Raw genomic sequence first — 19,216 nt, 5'->3', positions numbered from 1 at the left:
TGAATTAAGGCCATCCAAAAGACCTAAATTCGAAAGAGTCTTTCTAGTATTTTGGTTTAATTAATGAATCCAAAACCAGGTAAAATTTACACAAATATCTGAAAATCTTCACGCTGGTTTCAAAGCCAAATTTGAAGGATTCCAAAATATTCTAACAGTATTTGTATTGACCCTTTGTCTGGCTTTGGCTAGGTCGTAATTTTCTTGTACAGTTAACCAAAATTCCGCTGTAGTATTGGAAAAAGCAACTTCTAACCGTAAAGCCATTTCTGGTGTTACGCTCTGGCGACCATTTAATATTGCAGAAAGAGTTTTGCGAGTTGTACCTAGTCCATCAGCTACTTCAGCAATAGTTAGTCTTTCCCCTGTCTCTTCTCTAATCCCTTCAATTGTCTCTCTAATTAACTCTCCTGGGTGGGCTGGGTCAAATAATGCCATAATATATCCTCACTTTTAAATATTTAATGATAATCTATATAATCTAAATCGGTAGAGTTCTCGTTTTCAAACCTAAATATTATCCGCCAATTTCCTGAAACTTTGACAGCATAAAAACCTTTTAAATCTCCTTTTAGTGGATGAAAATTGTATCCTGGTGATTCATTAATTCAGGTGATTGAGCAGCATCAAGTCTAGTTAAAATCTACCGAATTTTTGAAATATGAGCACTTGGCAGCTTCGACCTATCTCCTTTTAGTGCATATTGCTTCAAACCTTTGTGCTTATAATTTAGTATCATGACATAAATGTAACACGAAACGTTTCATGTGTCAATAAATAAATCTAAAATTTATTTTTATACCATACATTTTGAGAGATTTATAATCATCCCACCATTACACCTGTCATTACAACTCGTGTTTCCGGCGTATTTTTTGCATTTTCAGAAATACTGCTGAGTAGGTTTATTGTTACTTTGTCTCCTTCAAAAACGACGGTCATCTTGTCGCCATGGACGGCTTCAACAAACTTCATATTGATTTGTAGAGTATTGTCGTTCAGCCATGTTGCTGTGGCAGCAATTTTCGAGGTTGATTGGGTGCGATAAGGTATCGGGAAACGATTTACAACACCGTTTTTGTTTACTTGCCATTTTTCCCAACCAAAGCCCATTTTCTTGATTTCCTTATTATCAAAAAAACGAACAACTCCTGCATCAGGAAATAATCCAAAACCCATTTCAGATATGCCATAGGGGTTTTTATCCATCTTAAATCGCTTGTCAGAATACTTGGCCATCAAAGGAGAAAACGTTTTAGACTTCGTAACTGGTAAGCTCAATGTTTGAATTTCGTTTTTTAGCTTCTTCAAAAGTTCTGGATTTTCAGGCAAAGCATCCTTCAAGAAACCTGGCAAAAGATTTTCGTAAGCAATATTCATAGATTTTTGCAAATCAAAGCTTTCGCTTGTCATTACCAAAACAGCATCCTGCTCAGGTATGACCATACAAAACTGCCCATAAGCACCATCGCCCCTATAAAAACCTGGCTTACAACGCCAAAACTGATATCCATAGCCTTGTGACCAGTCATTGTCTCCAGCTTGCGAAGTCGTTTGTTTACTTGTAGCTTCTTCTATCCATTTTTCAGAAATCAGCTGTTTCCCATTCCATTTGCCCTTTTGTAAATATAATTGTCCAAATTTTGCAATATCTTCGGTGCCCACACGTAAGCCAAATCCTGCTGTATTAAGACCTTCCGGAGACTTTTCCCAGTCATAATTTTCGATACCCAATGGCACAAAAAGTCTAGCTTTGAGGTATTCTTCAAGGGTTTTTCCAGTGACTTTGTGCAAAATTGCACCCAACATATACGTGGCACCAGTGTTGTATAAAAAATGAGTACTTGGCTCAAAAACCACTGGATGCTGCAAAAAGCTTTTTACCCAAGTTTGAGGTTCTTTTTGTCTAAGTACAGGCATAGTGTCTGTTTTGTGACCTGTATTCATGGTCAGCAAATGCTTAATAGTCATTGCTTTTAGATTTGCGGATATTTCTGCAGGCAAATCGTTAGGAAAAAAAGAAATGACTTTGTCGTTTACAGAAACCTTTCCCTCGTCCACCAAAAAACCGATGGCCGAACTCGTGAAACTTTTTGAAAGCGAGTAAAGTGTGTGCTTATAATCTACCTCAAAGGGTTTCCACCAAGCTTCTGCTACCACATTGCCATGCCTTAGCAACATAAAACTATGCCATTCTATGCCTGACTTTCTAACGGCGGCTAAGAAATTCAATATAGATTCCGACGAAACGCCTTGAGATTCAGGACTTTTTCTCAAAAACTTTTCTGCTGGAAAACGAAAACTATTTAAAATTGGTAAAGCACTCAGACCTATAGTACTTACACCTAAAGTTTTGACAAAACTTCGTCTACTGAAGCTCATTATTTTATATTTAATGGTTGAATATTCTAAATGTAAAGCCTTATTTACGAATTTCAAAATATTATTTGCAAGAAGTGCAACAACAAAATTGAATAATTTGAAACCAACCACACCATATCACCGTATATCTTCCTAAATTACTTCGAAATACCGCCTTGCATGACCAAAAAAGATATTTTCTTACACCTTAGGTTCCCGTTTTCGTTGTTTCTGATGCCCATTTACTGGCTGGCCATCAGCCAACAAGTCGAATCTGATTTTGTAAATAACTTCTGGATCTTTGTAATCCTACATATCTTTATTTATCCTGCTTCAAACGCCTTCAATAGCTATTTTGATAAAGACGAAGGCAGTATCGGTGGACTTAAAAATCCGCCAAAAGTAGACATAAACCTCTGGTATGCGGCCAATCTCTTTGACGCCGTGGGCGTTATTTTATCCATTATTTTGGTAGGTACTTGGTTCGGAATTTTGGTTCTTTTCTATGTAGCGGTGAGTCGTTTGTACAGCCACCCAAGCTTCCGATTGAAAAAATTCGCCGTATTAAGCTGGCTTATAGTGGGTCTATTTCAAGGAGCTTTGGTTTTTATGATGGTCTATACTTTTGGACAAAACATGGCCATCCAGGATTTTTTTGAAGCAAAAAACACTGCCAACGCTCCACTTTGGTTAGGTTCATTGTTTTCGGCTTTGATACTTTGGGCGGTGTATCCCATCACGCAAGTATATCAACACGAGGAAGATAGCAAAAATGGTGACCAAACGATGAGCATTCTCCTCGGAATTCGAGGCACTTTTGTTTTCTGTATGTCCTTTTTTGCCACGGCTATTTTCAGTGCATTCTTTTTTCTCGAACAAAAGGATTTTATTCGTTTCCTTGCCTTCAGTTTACCCATAGCCATATTTATGAATTGGTGGTTTCTGAAAGTTTGGAAAGACCAGACAATGGCGAATTTCAAATACACGATGATACTCAACCTTTTGGCCTCTGTGCTGCTGAATATTTGTTTTCTGACAATGATATTATAGGTATAAACAAATGTCCATTTTGAGTGTTTGTCTTTTGACCGACAAACTATTTTATTCAAAATTTTAAATTTCGCAAAAAACTTTAAATGAGCAGTATAACTCACATCGGTACGGCCGTACCTTCACACAAAAACGAGCAATCGTCGATACAACAGTTTATGCTCAGAATGAACGATGGTAGCCCAACAGACAAACGAAAAATGGGTCTAATGTACGCTCGCTCAGGAATAGAAACACGGTATTCAGTCATTCCAGACTACAGTTGTGATGCCTCAGAAAGGACTTTTTTCTCAAAAAACGAAAATCTGGAGCCATTTCCGAGTATAGAAAAACGAATGGCGAAATACCAAGAAACTGCTCTTCCTTTAGCAATAAAAGCCGTTGAAAACACGTTTGGAACTCCGAAATTACCAGAAGGAATCACGCATTTGATAAGTGTTTCTTGCACTGGCATGTCGGCTCCAGGTTTAGATGTGGAGTTGGTTCAAGCACTACAAATCTCCACGGAAATTCACCGAACTTCCGTAAATTTCATGGGTTGTTATGCGGCCATTCACGCTCTAAAACAGGCTGATGCCATTTGCAAAAGTGACTCAAAAGCCAAAGTTTTGATAGTTTTGGTAGAACTTTGTACGCTACATTTCCAGAAAGAAAACAAACTCGATTTTATCACCTCCAATTTATTGTTTGGCGACGGAGCAGCCTGCTGTTTAGTAGAAAACTCTGAAACAGGAATGCAGCTGGAAGGATTTTACTCTAAACTTTTCCTCGAAAACCAAGAAAGTATGGGTTGGCATATTAGCTCGCATGGTTTTTTGATGAGCCTTAAACAAGAAGTGCCAACGCTTATAGAAGACAACATAGCTGAATTTGTGGAAACGAGTTTAAAAAAATGCAGTTTTAAGAAGAACGACATCCAAAACTGGGCGATTCATCCCGGAGGGAGAAAAATATTGGATGTGACGGCCAAATCTTTGGGTATTGATTCAGAGGCAATTTCTGAGTCTTATGAAGTACTGAAAAACTACGGAAATATGTCGTCTTGTACTTTGCTTTTTATTCTTGAAAAAATAAAAAAAGACAAATCTGGCTGCACTTTTGTGGCAGGTTTTGGCCCAGGAATAACCATGGAAAGTTTAATATTAAAGTGTTTATGACAAAAAGCTATCAAAAAGAGCTGCTCGACGCAGACGAAATTCCGGAAGCTGATTTGATTCAAAATCTAAAGGAACTCAAATTTATAAATACATATTTGGGAGGTCATGATGTAATCAAAAAGGGGCTCAGAAAATTCGAAAAAGAAAGCCATAAAATACTAGAAATCGGCTCAGGAGGCGGAGATAATTTAATGATGCTGAAAAAGCATTTTCCCGAAAATGATTATGCCGGATTAGACATCAAAGAGGTTTGTGTAAACTATAGCCAATCCCTTGACTCGGGCATAAAATGGATAAAAGAAGACTACAAAAAACATTTACCTGAAAGACCTTACGACCTGATTTTCAACTCCTTATTTTGCCATCATTTTGATGATAACTCAGTTGTAGAAATGCTCATTTGGATAAACCAAAACTCCAAAAAAGGCTTTTTCATTGGGGACTTGCACCGACATAGATTGGCTTATTTTTCCATAAAATTCCTCACAAAGCTTTTTTCCAAATCCTACCTTGTAAAAAATGACGCTCCTTTGAGTGTTCAACGTGGCTTTACAAAAAAAGAATGGGTAATTATGCTCGAAAAAGCAGGTATCGAGAATTACCAAATCACTTGGTGTTGGGCATTTAGACATCTAATTGTGGTGCGGAAATGAAATCCAAAAAAAACTACGATATTGCTATTACGGGCGGCGGATTGGCAGGATTAAGCCTAGCCATTCTCCAAGCAAAAGCGGGTAAATCGGTGGTTTTGTTTGAGAAAAATACTTATCCTTTTCATAGGGTTTGTGGCGAATATGTCAGTCTCGAATCCTGGGATTTTCTCGAAAGCTTGGGATTGCCATTGAGTCAAATGCAACTTCCTATTATAAAAAAACTACAAGTCACTTCTCCTTCTGGTACTTCTTTAGAATCCAAACTAGACCTCGGCGGATTTGGAATAAGTCGTTACAAACTAGATTTTGAATTGGCTCAAATTGCCCAAAAACTGGGTGTCGTCATTCTTGAAAATACCAAAGTAAATGACATCAAAAAGACCGAAAATAGTTTTGAGATTCTTACAGAAAATGGAGTTTTTCAGAGTAAAACGGCGGTGGGAAGTTTTGGGAAAAGATCCAACCTTGATGTGGAATGGAAACGGCCTTTTATAAACAGAAACAGAACCTCACTTAACCAATATGTCGGCATTAAATACCATATCAAAACTGATTTTCCTAAAGACAAAATAGCCCTCCATAACTTCTCAGACGGCTATTGCGGTATTTCGGCCATAGAAGATGACTTGTATTGCCTGTGCTACATGACCACCAAAGCCAACCTCAAGAAAAGTCAAAATAGCATAGAGATTATGGAGAAAAACATACTTTCTAAAAATCCGCATTTGGCAGAAATATTCAAAAAATCTGAAAAAATCTGGCCGCAGCCCGAGGTTATTTCTCAAATAAGTTTTGAAAGAAAAGGGCAGTTCGAAAACCAAATACCGCTCATTGGCGATGCCTCGGGCATGATAGCTCCGCTATGTGGCAATGGCATGAGCATGGCTTTCCATGGAGCCTATCTTTTACATAATCTTTTGGAATCCGAAGGAGATTTAGAAGAAATTTATCCTAAAAAATGGAACGATAACTTTGCCACCAGACTGCTGATTGGTAGAACAGTTCAAAGACTTTTCGGAAATCCGATAATGACAGACCTCCTAATCAGAAGCTTGAAACTAAGCCCAAGTTTATTGCAATTGATTATCAAAAACACGCACGGAAAGGATATTTTGACAGATTCCTAAATATTTTTTTCTAAAAGTAAGCCATCCGACATTCACAAACTGCTATTATCAACACCTTTGTAAAAAAATAAAATGAAAAAATACAGCCTTTACATCCTTCTCTTGGTCAGCCATTTAAGCTTTGCTCAAAATTGGCAACCTACAACCAGCAGTGTTGCTTTTAAGATAAAAATGTTGGGGGTTAATGTTGACGGCACACTAAAAGGCATGAAAACAAATCTAAAATTTACCAATAATGAGCCTGTGACTCTCTCGGCAACCATTGACTCCAAAACCATTAACACCACCAATAGCCTTAGAGACAAGCATCTCAAAGAAAAGGAAGAGTTTTTCCAGCCAGAGCTTTTTCCTGTTATAAGTATGAGCAGCGTTTCTACTCAAAAAATTGCCGATAACAAATACATAGGCGTGTTTAAAATAACTATAAAGAACTCCTCCAAAAACCTTAAAATACCCTTTACTTTTAACGAAGACGCTGGTAAAGGTGTCCTTAAAGCTGATTTTACGATTGACCGCCAAGACTTTAAATTTGGGGGAGACACACCGGGCATGAGCAACAACGTAAAGGTGAGTATTTTGCTTAATTTAACCAAAAACTAAAACCATTTCTCCATAAAGTGAAACTGTTTTTTCTCAAAATATTTAAGTTTGAATTTTGGCCATGGAAAGTTTTTTACTTTCCATTACTTCCTTATTATCTGCACTTAAGCCTCAAAAACTGCAGCCTCACGTTTCCCTCCATCGTAAATCCATCGTTGCGAAACGGTGGATTTTTCGATGAAAACAAAAAGGAGATTCTCTCAAAAATTCCTAGTGAATTTTTACCTCAAAGTTTGTACGTTAACAGCACCCAAGAATTCTTTGAAATTCTAGAAAAAATTCAAACTTTAGGTCTAGAATATCCATTTATAGCGAAGCCTTTGACTGACCAAAGAGGCAAAGACGTAAGCATTATTTCTGAAGAAACCGAACTCTTGATTTATTTTCAAAATATAGGCAAAGATTTTGTAATTCAAGAATTCATAGATTATCCGATAGAGCTGGCAGTGTTGTATTCACAAATGCCCAACGAACCAAAAGGTCTGGTGAGTTCTATCACCAAAAAGGAGTTTCTGACTGTAATAGGCAATGGGAAAGAGAATATAGAGAGCATTTTAAGGAAAAATCCGAGGGCAGAGATGATTTGGAAAGACATCCAAAAAAATGTAAAAACTGACTGGGCCAAAATACTCGCAAAGGATGAACTACAGGTTATAGAAAAAATTGGAAACCACTGTAGAGGCACCGTTTTCAGAAACGCCACAGAAATAGATAAAACGAAAACAGCCGCAGTCATGGACAAAATCCTGAAGAACTTCGAAGGTTTTAATTATGGCAGATTCGACCTAAAAGTAAAGTCAATCGCTGATTTGTACGAGGCCAAAAACATAAAAGTACTCGAACTAAACGGTGTAAATGCCGATGCGGCACATATCTTTGACCCACAATATGGCCTATTTAAAGCCTACCAAGATGTAGCTTGGCACTGGAAAAGGCTCAGTGACATAGCACAACACAATGCCACCCTTGGCTATGTATCCTGCTCATTTAAAACTCTTTGGGAAAGATTAAATTAAGCTAAAATCATGAGCGTATTAGTTTCAAAAGCAATTATTGGTCTGCTATTTTTACAAAATATCACTTCTAAAAGCGACTATCTAATAAGCGATGGTTTCGTAGCTGAGGGATACGACGTGGTGAGCTATTTTAACCATAATCCAAAACCTGGAAACAATCAATTTGTGGCTGAATATGAACATGTTAAATTTAAATTTTCCTCAGCCGAAAACCTCAGAATTTTTAAAACAAATCCTAAAAAATACACTCCGAAATACGGCGGCTGGTGTGCTTATGCCATGGGGCTGAATGGTAGCAAAGTAACAATTGATCCAAAAAGCTATCGTATCTACAACAATGAACTTTTCCTTTTTTATAAAAAAAACAGAAACGATACACTGCAAGATTGGCTCAAAAACGAGAAAGAATTATACCAAAAAGCTGAAATCAATTGGCTGAAAAAGAAATAATTAAAAGTCCTACAACCTTTTAAAAGATACATACGTATATTTTATATGATTGAATTCTAACCTATAAATTATAACATTTTGTATAGTTCACAATACTGGTATCTACAAAACCACTCGCTATTTAAACATCTCAACAGCAGTGACTTAAACGAAATATGCTACATAGCGGCCTACAAAACAGTCCGTAAAGGTGACATCATATTTTTTTCAGAAGAAAACATTGGCCGAGTTTTCACCCTCAAAAAAGGCAGTCTCAAAATAGTGAGAATTGACGAGCAGGGTAACGAAATAGTTAAAGACATTCTGAAAGTTGGAGATTTGTTTGGGTCTCTTGATTTGATAGAATCCAATGAAGACGAATACGCCATCGTACTGTCAGACACCGCAACATTTTGTAGTTTTAAAGCTGCCGACTTCGAGAAATTCATCGAAAATAAGCCCGATGTAGCCGTAAAATACACCAAATGGATAGGTTTTTGGTTTAAAAGACTAGAAAATAGATATTCAAACATCATGTTTAAAGATGTCAAAACCAGGCTTATGAGTTTCCTTAAAGACATCGCCAAAGACCACGAAACCGATACTGATGGCTATGTTTCACTTCCTAATTATCTCACCCACCAAGACATAGCAAGTTTGATTTGTAGCACCCGTCAGACGGTTACTTCATTGTTGAACACCCTGAAAGCCGAGGGCGTTCTAACCTATTCTCGAAAAGAAATAAAATTAAAAACAGCCGCTTTAGAATCATAAAATAACCTGAATTGGTCTTTTAGCCGACAAAAGCATTAAGTCAATCGTCATACATTTGTTTATGATTTTTTTCAAACAAAAAAACAATTGAAAATTATGAAAACTTTGTTGCTTTTTGCCTGCATTGTTCTTTTGGGCTGTACCAAATCGGCAGAAATAGACCCAGTGGTGGCCACCGCTCCCAGTACAACAGAAAACGGCAACACTACCACCACCGAAAACATGAGCATGGACATGAGTGGGCAAAAGTTGCTGCTGGAGGGAAAGTTTGCGAATGGGGCACATCCTACAAGTGGAAATGCGAAAATATATGAAGCCAAAGACGGAAAAAGAACGCTCGTTTTTGAAAGTCTAAAATCTGACGCTGGCCCAGACCTCAGAATATATATAGCTAATGACAAATCAGTTACAAACTTTGTAGAACTCAGCAACAAAGTAGAAAACGGCAATAAAATGTATGACATACCAGATAAAGTTGACCTCAGCAAACAGAAATTTGTACTGATTTGGTGCAAACAGTTTTCGGTACTGTTTGGACACGCCGAACTTAAATAATCACAGAATTTAACACTAAAATACCTTATGAAAACACTTGTTTCATTGCTACTGCTTTGTCTATTTTCTACTAAATCTTGGTCACAAAGCATCGATTTTGCGATAGCCGCAAAGAAAGAATTTGCCCCATCGGTGTCATATCAAAAAACGTACGATGTTGGCAAAAAGAAACGCTTTCAAATAGGCTGGGGAGTGCGGGCCAATGGTTACTTCAGCGGTCAAAAAGAGTACTTAACAGCTCCAGCACTCTTGACATCAGGTAAACAAAGCTTGGCTGCATTTTTTACGGAATACAATCCAGCAAAAATAGACACCATAGATTTTTCAAAGTCGAGTTTGGTATCTTTCAATGCCTTGATAGTACTTCAATATTCCTTTAAAAAATCGGCAATAGGTTTCAACATCGACGCATTAGGTTTTACCCTTGGAGGTAAACAAAGTGGAATTTTTAGAGCCGCCGAGTCACCCTCTCTTAACAAAAGCACTCAAACCGCCTCTCCCACTCCCTTAAATGTTTTATTGGTTTCTGACAGCGACAGGGGCAGCTTAAACTCTGAAATATTCTTTAAACAAACACTAAAAAATCAAAACGCCCTGAGATTCGGTTTGAGTTTTCAGTTTATGGAATACACCACCAAACAAGTACTTACATTCGAAAACGATAGATTTAGACACAAATCTTTGATGCCATTTGTGGCTTACACCCTTAACCTTAGAAAAAAATAATCATGGACAATTTTGTAAACTATCACCTTAATATATTTTCCGAAATAGAAAAAATATCTAAGAAACTGTCGCATGACGAATTTGTGGAGAAAATAGAAATACTTAGCGGAAGCTCTGTTGGTCAGCACATAAGGCATATTATTGAGTTCTACATTTGTTTGTTCTCAGAAAAAAACTACGTAAACTACGACGAACGCGAACGTAACCTACTGATAGAAAACTCTTCAATATATACGCAGGAAATATTAGAGACACTGAAAGTATCCTTGAAAAATCTGGATTTTGACAGAAAAGTAATATTTAAACAGTCGCTTAATGACCAAGAAGTATTTCTAAATACCAGTTATGCCCGTGAACTGATTTATCTCGGAGAGCATACCATTCACCATTTTGCACTTATAAAAATAGGAATAACGGCAATCTGCCCTGACCTGACTTTGGATCAAAACTTTGGTGTGGCAGATTCTACCATAAAATACCGAGCAACCCAAACACCCGAAAAATGTGTGTGTTAACCTATGTGCCGGTGGCTGATAACGGCTTCATAGTAACCTCCAATAGAGACGAAAACATTGCTAGACCCAAAGCACAACCACCGAAAAAAATAAAAATAAATGGCGTAGAAGTGTTTTGCCCCGTTGACCCCATCTCGAAAGGAACTTGGATAGCAACCTCAAAATGCTATACCATGGTGTTGCTGAATGGTGGATATAAAAAACATGAAGCAAAAGCGGGTTACAGACAAAGCAGAGGGCAGGTAATATTAGAATTTACGAAATGGAATGACCCTGAAACCTTCCTAAATAGCTTTGATTTTAATGGAATGGAACCCTTCACCTTGGTTCTTTTCAAAAACGACAACAGGCAGAAAATTACAGAAATAAAGTGGTGTTCAGGTGAAAAACACATATCACATTTAAGCGGAGAGTTGCCCTTAATTTGGTCTTCTGCAACACTTTACGACCAGAATGCTACGGAGAAAAGACAATCGTGGTTTATGGACCATTTATCAAAAACTCAGACGGAAATTTCCAGTGAAATCATTTTAGATTTTCACAATATGGGAGGAAAACAAGACCAAGAAAATAGTATAAAACTGAAAAGAAAAAACGGAATAGAAACGGTTTGTATTACACAATTAGAAATCTACCGAAACGCTAAATTTTTGTTTTACAACGACTTAGAAAACAATACCAGCAATAGATTTGTAATCTATTGAGAATAATTACCTTACGAAAATTTTCGATTTTTCGAAAGCAGATATTTATAATTACCTTTGCCAACTAAACTTAAGAAAAGGTTTTCTCTCCCAAAAAACTGCATATTTTGAGCTTAAATACTTTGGTAAAACAGAAAACAGTCAAAATATTAGGAATATAGATGTCGAAAAAAGATACAAAAACGTCTAATGTTTCAGGATTTTTTACAAAATATCCTGCACTTCCTTATGTATTAAAATGGGTATCTATTTCAATTCTGGTTGGTACATTAGCTGGTTCTGCATCTGCTGGCTTTCTAATTTCGCTTGATTATGTTACAAATTTACGAGAATCAAACCTTTGGTTGATTTCGCTTCTACCCATAGCCGGTTTGGTGGTTGGGTTAATGTATCAATTTTTCGGAAAAGAAGTAGAATCAGGAAATAATTTATTAATCGACAACATTCACGAGCCTAAAGAAACCATTCCACTCAAAATGGCGGTTTTTGTGTATTTAGGTACCATAATTACCCATCTTTTTGGTGGTTCTGCCGGCAGAGAAGGTACAGCTCTGCAAATGGCAGGCTCATTAAGCGACCAATTATCTAAACCTCTAAAATTAAGCATAGAAGACCGAAAAGTATTGCTAATTTCAGCCATAGCTGCGGGATTTGGATCGGTTTTCGGTACGCCATTGGCAGGAGCTATATTTGCTTTGGAATTTCAGAAAACTGGCAAAATGAGATACAATGCCATTTTCCCAGCATTTTCTGCGGCTATATTGGCTGATTTGGTTACTAATTTATGGCAAGCAAAACATACGCATTACAGCATTTCTAACATTCCAGAATTAGATTTCAAAACCCTCCTATTCAGTATTTTATCGGGCATACTCTTCGGAATTTGTGCAGCGATTTTTAGCAAATCTATTCATAAGGTTGGGTATTTGTTCAAGTCCAAAATCTCATTTCCAGCTTTGCGACCATTTATTGGTGGAATTATAGTTGCTGTTGCGGTTTGGTTAATTGGCTCCACAAAATACATTGGTTTGGGTATTCCTACTATTTTGGCATCTTTTACCGAAGCTTTGCCCTATTACGATTTTGCCCTCAAAATGGCACTTACCATTCTGACTTTAGCAGCAGGTTTTAAAGGTGGTGAAGTTACGCCATTGTTCTTTATAGGAGCCACTTTGGGCAATGCTCTGGCTTATTTCATTCCGCTACCACTCGACCTATTGGCTGGTATGGGATTCGTTTCTGTTTTTGCTGGAGCGACAAATACGCCATTGGCATGTATTATGCTTGGTATTGAACTTTTCGGTGCAGATTCAGCCGTTTATATGGCGGTGGCGGTAGTTACAGCCTACTTATTTTCGGGCCATAACAGTATTTATACCAAGCAATTTATTGGAGAAACCAAACATAAAAACCATAAATATCAGGAAGGCAAAAACTTTCAAGAATTGTGAAACTCATGGTTAAATTTAACCCAAAAGGCACTAAAACTTTGTGCAACTTTGTGAAACCTTCGTGCAACTTTGCGGAATAGCTCTCACACAAAATGTACTAAGAATCACAAAAGAAAAAAAATGTATGTCAAAAAGCATTTAAAACAAAAGAACATGAAAAAATACGAGTACAAAGTAATCAAAACCACCCAAGAAGGTTTTTGGGATCCAAAAGTAAACGACGTAGATCTCACCTCAAAATTGAACGATTTAGGCCAAGAAGGCTGGGAAATGGTATCGGCTGTAGAAACCAATTCTTATCAAGGTACAACCAAAGAAATTGTGCTGTTTTTTAAAAGAGAAGCCACTTTTTAATCAAAATTTTAACAAAAAAAGAAAAATGACAGTAGAAGAATTAGTAGAAAAAATTAAAACACAGCCCGCAAATATTCAGTTTTCAGAGATAATAGAAACGGTAGATGCCAATTATACTTTCACTCCCACGGTATTCAAAAACGGAGAAACCATGAACGAAGCCAACCAAAATAATGGCTCTTGCAAAGTATTTTCTTTTGCCAAAAAGCAAAATCTAAGCAAAGAAGAAACACTTGCTTGCTTTGGAGATTATTACAGAAAAGACGTCTTAGAAAACCCAGAAGGTGCTGACCACCAAAATATTAGGAGTTTTATAAAATTTGGTTGGGACGGAATAGTTTTTCATGGAGATGCATTGAGTGAGAAAAACTAATTTCTCACTCTTTCAAATTCCTACTTATTGCCAATTCCATTCCACGAATTTCGGCCAAACCCTTAAGCCTTCCAATTGCCGAGTATCCTGGATAAGTTGTTTTTTGCAAATCATCCAACATCTGATGCCCATGGTCTGGTCGCATCGGTATTTGGGCATCGTCTTGCCCAATTCGCCGTTTTTCTTCTTTTATTATCTCAAAAATGACACCATACATGTCTACATCACCCGCCAAATGTGCGGCTTCGTGAAATACCAAAGTATCGTACTCGGTTTCACGCTTGGTGGTTCTGAGATGCACAAAGTGTATTCTATCTGCAAATTTTCGAGCCATTGTTACCAAATCATTATCAGCTCTTACACCTAACGAACCAGTGCAAAATGTTATGCCATTTGCTTTCACGGGCGAAGCATTCATAAGCATTTCTAAATCTTGCTCCGTACTCACTACTCTGGGTAACCCCAAAAGAGGAAATGGCGGATCGTCGGGATGAATACAGAGATTTATACCTAATTCCTGAGCAAAAGGTGCCACTTGAGAAACAAAATAATGCAGATTTTCTCTTAATTCGTCCGCTCCTATTTTGGCGTAATTATTCAACAATCCTTGAAATGTCTCTAAATGAAAAGCTTCCATAGAACCTGGCAATCCAAGTAAAACTGTATTCTGAAGTTCGGCTTTTTCGGCCTCGTTCATGCATTCAAATCTTACTTTGGCAGCAGCTTTTGTTTCCTCATTATAAGCATTTTGTGCTTCTGGCCTTTTCAAAATAAATAAATCGAATGCCGCAAAATCTATCCAAACAAACCGTAACGCTTTGGCCCCATCGGGCATAGTATAGTCAAGTTTTGTGCGTGACCAATCCAGGACTGGCATGAAGTTGTAACAGACCGTTTTTATGCCACATTTGGCTAAATTTTGGAGTGAAATCTTATAATTTTCGATAAATTTTTCTCTCGTAGGAAGCCCTTTCTTGATATCCTCGTGCACAGGTAGACTTTCGACCACCGACCATTTGAGTTCAGAAAACTTATCGTTATCTTTTTCAATAATGGCGATTCTTTCAAGAATTTCAGCTTCTGTCCAAACCTCACCAACAGCTATCTGGTGCAAAGCCGAGACCACTCCAGCACAGCCCGACTGGCGAATATCCATTAAACTTACAGGGTCGTTGGGTCCAAACCAACGCATGGTATGTAACATATTTTTTGGTTGAATTTTAAAATTTATATAAGAATCAAGTTGTAGTTTTAAGAACCAAACGCCAAGCCCAACTCTTCTTTATCGTCAAAATGGCTTTTTATGCCCTTCACGTCTTGATAAGTTTCATGACCTTTACCAGCTACCAAAATGATGTCCTGAGAATTTGCCAATTCAGCTGCTTTTTTGATAGCCTCTCTCCTATCGGTTATTTGCATTACTTTCCGTCTTTGGGTAATACTCACACCAGCTTGCATATCAGCCAATATATCTTCTGGTTCTTCATTTCTTGGATTATCAGATGTAAGTATTACAATATCAGACAATTCACAGGCTATTTTGGCCATCAAAGGACGTTTGCCTTTGTCTCTATTTCCGCCACAACCTACTACTGTTATTACTTTTTGATTGCCCTCTCGAAGATCTCTAATGGTTTCTAAAACATTCTCCAGAGCGTCTGGTGTATGTGCATAATCTACTATTCCTACACGGTGGTCAATAGCCAAAATCTGTTCAAAACGACCTGGAGGTGGCTTTAGTTCTGAAAGAATAGTTAAGACATTTTCTGAGTTTTCTCCCAAAAGCATGGCCGTACCATAAACCGCCAAAAGGTTGTAAGCATTAAAATTTCCTATCAATTTAAACCAAACTTCCTGACCGTTTACGTCCATTTGTAGCCCAAAAAGCCCGCAATCCATTACTTTTCCCTTAAAATTACCAATGTTTTTTAAAGAATAAGAATACTTGGTGGCAGCAGTATTTTGCAACATCACTTTGCCATTTTTATCATCGGCATTGGTGAGTGCAAAGGCCGATTTGGGCAACATATCAAAAAAACCTTTCTTGGCCTTTATATAATTGTCGAATGTCAAATGAAAATCAAGGTGATCTTGTGTAATATTCGTAAAAATCCCGCCAGCAAAACTCAGGCCTGAGATCCGTTGCATTTCTACGGCATGCGAACTCACCTCCATAAAAACATAAACGCAACCTTTTTGATGCATTATGCTCAATAGTTCATTGATTTTCACAGAATCTGGCGTAGTGTGTGTGGACGGAATGACTTCATCTTCCACCTGATTTTGCACCGTAGAAAGCATACCGCATTTGTAGCCCAATTTCCTGAAAAGGTTAAAAAGCAGAGTAGCTATGGAGGTTTTACCGTTAGTACCAGTTACCCCAACCAATGTTAAGTTTTTTGATGGATTTCCATAAAAATTGCAGGCCGCTATCCCCATACATTTTGCCGAGTTTTCAACCAAAATATAGGTAATATTTTCTACTAAAACCTCAGGAAATCTCTCACAAAGAATGGCCGTAGCACCAGAATCTATGGCTTTTTGAATAAAATTGTGACCATCTACTTGCGTGCCTGGACTGGCCACAAAAAGCGTGTTTGGCTCAATTTTTCTTGAATCAAACTCAATTTTTGATATTTCGATATCCGTTACGCCTGATACGGATTTTAAAGGAATTGTATATAAAAGTTCGCTTAGGAGCATCTGAAAGGAAATTTCTGGTAAATATAATTTAGTATTTCTAATGGAAACAGAAATTGCTGGCAATTCTCAGAATTAATATGTTTAATTTTATATTCAATCTTCAAACGATTAACATAGATTCTCAGATTCGAACTTGTCTCGATTACTTGAATGACAACCAGGCTCCAGTATAGATACATAACATTTCTAACTGCCCCAACTATTGATACTCAATGTTTATGTTTTCAAAAACTTCATTAATACACTTCTGTTTATAGAATCTGTAGTCTTTATTTTAGCTATCTGGGCTATTCTTGAGATAGATGAAACATACAATAAAGACCTAAATCTTCTTGATTAAATCTAAAATACCATTTTTTGAAGCTTCCGTCCTAAAAAAAGGCATTTTCTTTCCAAACATCATAACATATTCCATTTTTTGGAAGTATTCCATTTTTTAGTATTCATAAAGTGCTGATTTTTAATACATTAAAATACTGGCACTGTTTTAATCAATATTTAGAGGAATAAAAACATTTATATGAAAAAAAGAATACTCATTTATTCAATAGCTATTATTGGATTAACAAGCTGTCTTCCTACTGTAGACAACATTTTAGAACCAGATTTGGAAACCTCCAGTGGTATTGAAAAAACTAAAGTACCAGAATCATTTGATTTTAAAACCTCCAGTGTAACTACCATCAAAATAAAAGTTCTCAATGGTCAAGATAAACCTATGAGCAACATTCCTTTTTCTATAGTAACAGAGCCCGACGGAGAAACTTTGTTTAAAGCTATTACCAATGCTTCGGGGTATTTTGAAACTCAAAAACAATTAGGCAACCATGTTGAGATGTTGAGCTTTAAGACTGATTTGATAGGGATTCCTGGAAATGTTACAATGAAAATTGAAAACAAAGAAGTAATTTTCACTATTGGGGGCACTAAACCTACAACTGGTATAATAAAAGAAGAAGATACTAAAGCCTTGAGAGTTGGTGATTTTGCAGGCGTAACAGCCTTACCAACTTTGCAAACCTTAGGATCGTGGAATTCTTCGGGAGTTCCCTCCTATCTTTTACCTGTTAATGACAACATTAGTTCTTCATTTTTGTTAGACATAACCTCAAGCCTACCCGAAGGAGGAAATCCGCTGCCTGTTTCACACCCCGAATATTTACAAACAAATAGACCTACAACATTAACTGTAAAGGAGCGTGCCGATGTATGGGTTACGTTTGTTCATGAAGGAGCGGGTTATAAAAACACCTTGGGATTTTACACATTTGATGCCCAAAACCCACCAACAACCACTGCTCAGGTAACAAACCCGACAATCATCTTTCCAAACATTTCTTACGCCGGTTCAGGTGGTGGATTAGTATCGGGAAATAAAGTAAAAATTGGAACCTTCGAGGCTGGTACTTCCATTGGTTTTTTCTTATTATCTAATGCTTACAGTGGAACAACCGTAGGTAGCGGATATTATCCTTTATTTAGCCATTCAAATCTTAACCCTGAGACCAATACGGCGATAAACAGACATTTTGTTCTCTTAGATGATTCTAAATCCAATAATATCCTGTTGTCTGTTGAAGATATTCGCCGTGACAATGCGGGTTGTGATAATGATTTCAATGATGCCGTTTTTACGGTTAGTTCTAATCCAATTGTGGCAATCCAAGATCCAAATATTCCAAAAATGGACACCAACATAGACACCGATGGAGATGGAGCTGGTGATACAAGAGACGAATTCCCTAACGATCCACTAAGAGCATTTAGGTCATATACCCCCTCTAAAACTACTTTTTCTACGTTAATTTTTGAAGACCTATGGCCTTCAAAAGGAGATTATGACTTTAACGACCTTGTTTTAGATTTTCAAATTGAAGAGATTTACAACACACAAAATAAAATTGTTGACATTTATCACAGGTCAGTTATAAAAGCCGTGGGAGCTTCTTATAAAAGTGGCTTTGGCTTCCAACTCAATGCATCTCCTTCTTTAATAAAAAGCGTTACGGGCAGTGTTCTGAGAAATAATATTATAACTCTCAGTGCCAACGGAACAGAAGCTGGCCAAAATAAAGCTGTTATAATTCCTTTTGATAATGTTTTTGATAATATTAAACGAGTAGGTTCTGATTATTTGAACACTGTTCAGAATCAACCTTTTTCTCAAGCGGATACTTTGGTAGTAAAAATTGAATTGAACAGTCCACAGACTCAAAGCACGATTGGAGTTGCACCGTACAATCAGTTCATTTTCACCAATCAAAGAGGTAAAGAAATACATTTACCAAATTACCCTCCAACGAGTTTAGCCAACTTGAGTCTATTTGGAACTTCTCATGACAAATCAAACTCGGTAACAAATACTTATTACAAAAGCTTCAATAATTTGCCTTGGGCTATTCAAGTTCCAACGAGTTTTGAGTACACTGTTGAAAAACAAGAAATTTCAAATGGATACTTGAACTTTAGAGCTTGGGCAGAAAGCGGAGGAACGTTATACAACGACTGGTATCTTCCCAAAGCCAATTATAGAAATACAACAAATATATTCAGCAAATAAAATAACAAAAAACTCTCTGCTAAGCAGAGAGTTTTTTGTTTATAAGTGTAATCTATCAGCCATATATAAAAATTGACCAAAATTAAAAACTCTTTATATCTTTTGGAC

At 37.1% G+C, this 19,216-nt stretch carries 21 protein-coding genes; 16 read left to right on the top strand and 5 right to left on the bottom strand.

Going from position 1 to position 19,216, the window contains the following annotated elements; all coding sequences use genetic code 11:
• Positions 1 to 108: 108 nt before the first annotated feature.
• The 3 genes from EGI26_RS02635 to EGI26_RS02625 form a co-directional block, all read right to left on the bottom strand.
• A complete protein-coding gene (locus EGI26_RS02635; RefSeq protein ID WP_255076155.1) occupies positions 109 to 438 on the bottom strand; it encodes a HigA family addiction module antitoxin in 330 nt (109 codons plus the stop codon).
• A gap of 23 nt (positions 439 to 461) precedes the next feature.
• Positions 462 to 608 carry a type II toxin-antitoxin system RelE/ParE family toxin gene (locus EGI26_RS21205; RefSeq protein WP_255076194.1) on the bottom strand — a complete coding sequence of 49 codons (147 nt, stop codon included), beginning with the start codon at positions 606 to 608 and terminating at the stop codon, positions 462 to 464.
• Between the two features lie 217 nt (positions 609 to 825).
• Positions 826 to 2,382 (bottom strand): serine hydrolase, encoded by a 1,557-nt coding sequence (locus tag EGI26_RS02625; RefSeq protein WP_255076154.1) that lies wholly within the window; start codon positions 2,380 to 2,382, stop codon positions 826 to 828.
• A gap of 159 nt (positions 2,383 to 2,541) precedes the next feature.
• Here EGI26_RS02625 and EGI26_RS02620 point away from each other — a divergent pair, with 159 nt between their 5' ends.
• From EGI26_RS02620 to EGI26_RS02550, 15 genes are all read left to right on the top strand, one after another.
• Positions 2,542 to 3,411 (top strand): UbiA family prenyltransferase, encoded by an 870-nt coding sequence (locus tag EGI26_RS02620; protein WP_255076152.1) that lies wholly within the window; start codon positions 2,542 to 2,544, stop codon positions 3,409 to 3,411.
• Positions 3,412 to 3,497: 86 nt separating this feature from the next.
• Positions 3,498 to 4,568: a type III polyketide synthase gene (locus EGI26_RS02615; protein ID WP_255076151.1), complete on the top strand. Its 1,071-nt coding sequence runs from the start codon at positions 3,498 to 3,500 to the stop codon at positions 4,566 to 4,568.
• Positions 4,565 to 5,221, top strand: a complete 657-nt coding sequence (locus tag EGI26_RS02610) for a methyltransferase domain-containing protein (RefSeq protein ID WP_255076149.1) — start codon at positions 4,565 to 4,567, stop codon at positions 5,219 to 5,221. The genes EGI26_RS02615 and EGI26_RS02610 overlap by 4 nt, the downstream gene beginning before the upstream one ends.
• The gene (locus EGI26_RS02605; protein ID WP_255076148.1) at positions 5,218 to 6,348 is read left to right on the top strand and encodes an NAD(P)/FAD-dependent oxidoreductase; all 1,131 of its coding nucleotides are present in this window, start codon (positions 5,218 to 5,220) and stop codon (positions 6,346 to 6,348) included. Before EGI26_RS02610 ends, EGI26_RS02605 begins: the two co-directional genes overlap by 4 nt.
• A 72-nt stretch (positions 6,349 to 6,420) precedes the next feature.
• Entirely contained in the window at positions 6,421 to 6,948 is a 528-nt protein-coding gene (locus EGI26_RS02600; RefSeq protein ID WP_255076147.1) for a YceI family protein, read from the top strand.
• A gap of 17 nt (positions 6,949 to 6,965) precedes the next feature.
• Positions 6,966 to 7,964: a hypothetical protein gene (locus EGI26_RS02595; RefSeq protein WP_255076146.1), complete on the top strand. Its 999-nt coding sequence runs from the start codon at positions 6,966 to 6,968 to the stop codon at positions 7,962 to 7,964.
• Between the two features lie 9 nt (positions 7,965 to 7,973).
• Positions 7,974 to 8,414: a YHS domain-containing (seleno)protein gene (locus tag EGI26_RS02590; protein WP_255076145.1), complete on the top strand. Its 441-nt coding sequence runs from the start codon at positions 7,974 to 7,976 to the stop codon at positions 8,412 to 8,414.
• A 78-nt stretch (positions 8,415 to 8,492) separates the two neighbouring features.
• Positions 8,493 to 9,167, top strand: coding sequence for a Crp/Fnr family transcriptional regulator (locus tag EGI26_RS02585; RefSeq protein WP_255076144.1), 675 nt, complete (start codon positions 8,493 to 8,495; stop codon positions 9,165 to 9,167).
• Between the two features lie 96 nt (positions 9,168 to 9,263).
• Positions 9,264 to 9,722, top strand: a complete 459-nt coding sequence (locus tag EGI26_RS02580; RefSeq protein WP_255076143.1) for a DM13 domain-containing protein — start codon at positions 9,264 to 9,266, stop codon at positions 9,720 to 9,722.
• 27 nt (positions 9,723 to 9,749) lie between these two features.
• Complete coding sequence (locus tag EGI26_RS02575; RefSeq protein WP_255076142.1) at positions 9,750 to 10,448, top strand: hypothetical protein; 699 nt, start codon at positions 9,750 to 9,752, stop codon at positions 10,446 to 10,448.
• A 2-nt stretch (positions 10,449 to 10,450) separates the two neighbouring features.
• Positions 10,451 to 10,963 (top strand): hypothetical protein, encoded by a 513-nt coding sequence (locus tag EGI26_RS02570; RefSeq protein WP_255076141.1) that lies wholly within the window; start codon positions 10,451 to 10,453, stop codon positions 10,961 to 10,963.
• On the top strand, positions 10,951 to 11,667 hold the full coding sequence (locus EGI26_RS02565; RefSeq protein WP_255076140.1) for an NRDE family protein: 717 nt from the start codon (positions 10,951 to 10,953) through the stop codon (positions 11,665 to 11,667). Before EGI26_RS02570 ends, EGI26_RS02565 begins: the two co-directional genes overlap by 13 nt.
• A gap of 161 nt (positions 11,668 to 11,828) precedes the next feature.
• Entirely contained in the window at positions 11,829 to 13,118 is a 1,290-nt protein-coding gene (locus EGI26_RS02560) for a voltage-gated chloride channel family protein (protein WP_255076139.1), read from the top strand.
• Positions 13,119 to 13,271: 153 nt separating this feature from the next.
• A complete protein-coding gene (locus EGI26_RS02555; protein ID WP_255076138.1) occupies positions 13,272 to 13,472 on the top strand; it encodes a DUF4177 domain-containing protein in 201 nt (66 codons plus the stop codon).
• Between the two features lie 25 nt (positions 13,473 to 13,497).
• Positions 13,498 to 13,845 carry a HopJ type III effector protein gene (locus EGI26_RS02550; RefSeq protein WP_255076137.1) on the top strand — a complete coding sequence of 116 codons (348 nt, stop codon included), beginning with the start codon at positions 13,498 to 13,500 and terminating at the stop codon, positions 13,843 to 13,845.
• Between the two features lie 4 nt (positions 13,846 to 13,849).
• Here EGI26_RS02550 and uxuA read toward each other — a convergent pair whose 3' ends face one another.
• Together uxuA and EGI26_RS02540 are read right to left on the bottom strand one after the other, a co-directional pair.
• The gene (gene uxuA / locus EGI26_RS02545; protein ID WP_255076136.1) at positions 13,850 to 15,049 is read right to left on the bottom strand and encodes a mannonate dehydratase; all 1,200 of its coding nucleotides are present in this window, start codon (positions 15,047 to 15,049) and stop codon (positions 13,850 to 13,852) included.
• A 47-nt stretch (positions 15,050 to 15,096) separates the two neighbouring features.
• Positions 15,097 to 16,548 carry a UDP-N-acetylmuramoyl-L-alanyl-D-glutamate--2,6-diaminopimelate ligase gene (locus EGI26_RS02540; protein ID WP_255076135.1) on the bottom strand — a complete coding sequence of 484 codons (1,452 nt, stop codon included), beginning with the start codon at positions 16,546 to 16,548 and terminating at the stop codon, positions 15,097 to 15,099.
• 520 nt (positions 16,549 to 17,068) lie between these two features.
• Here EGI26_RS02540 and EGI26_RS02535 point away from each other — a divergent pair.
• Positions 17,069 to 19,108, top strand: coding sequence for an LruC domain-containing protein (locus EGI26_RS02535; RefSeq protein ID WP_255076134.1), 2,040 nt, complete (start codon positions 17,069 to 17,071; stop codon positions 19,106 to 19,108).
• Positions 19,109 to 19,216 lie beyond the last annotated feature (108 nt).

The organism is Lacihabitans sp. CCS-44, from assembly GCF_024343735.1.
In the GTDB taxonomy this organism is placed as follows: domain Bacteria; phylum Bacteroidota; class Bacteroidia; order Cytophagales; family Spirosomataceae; genus Leadbetterella.
The sequence above is the reverse complement of the archived record's forward strand: the minus strand, read 5'-3'. Positions and strand labels throughout refer to the sequence as shown.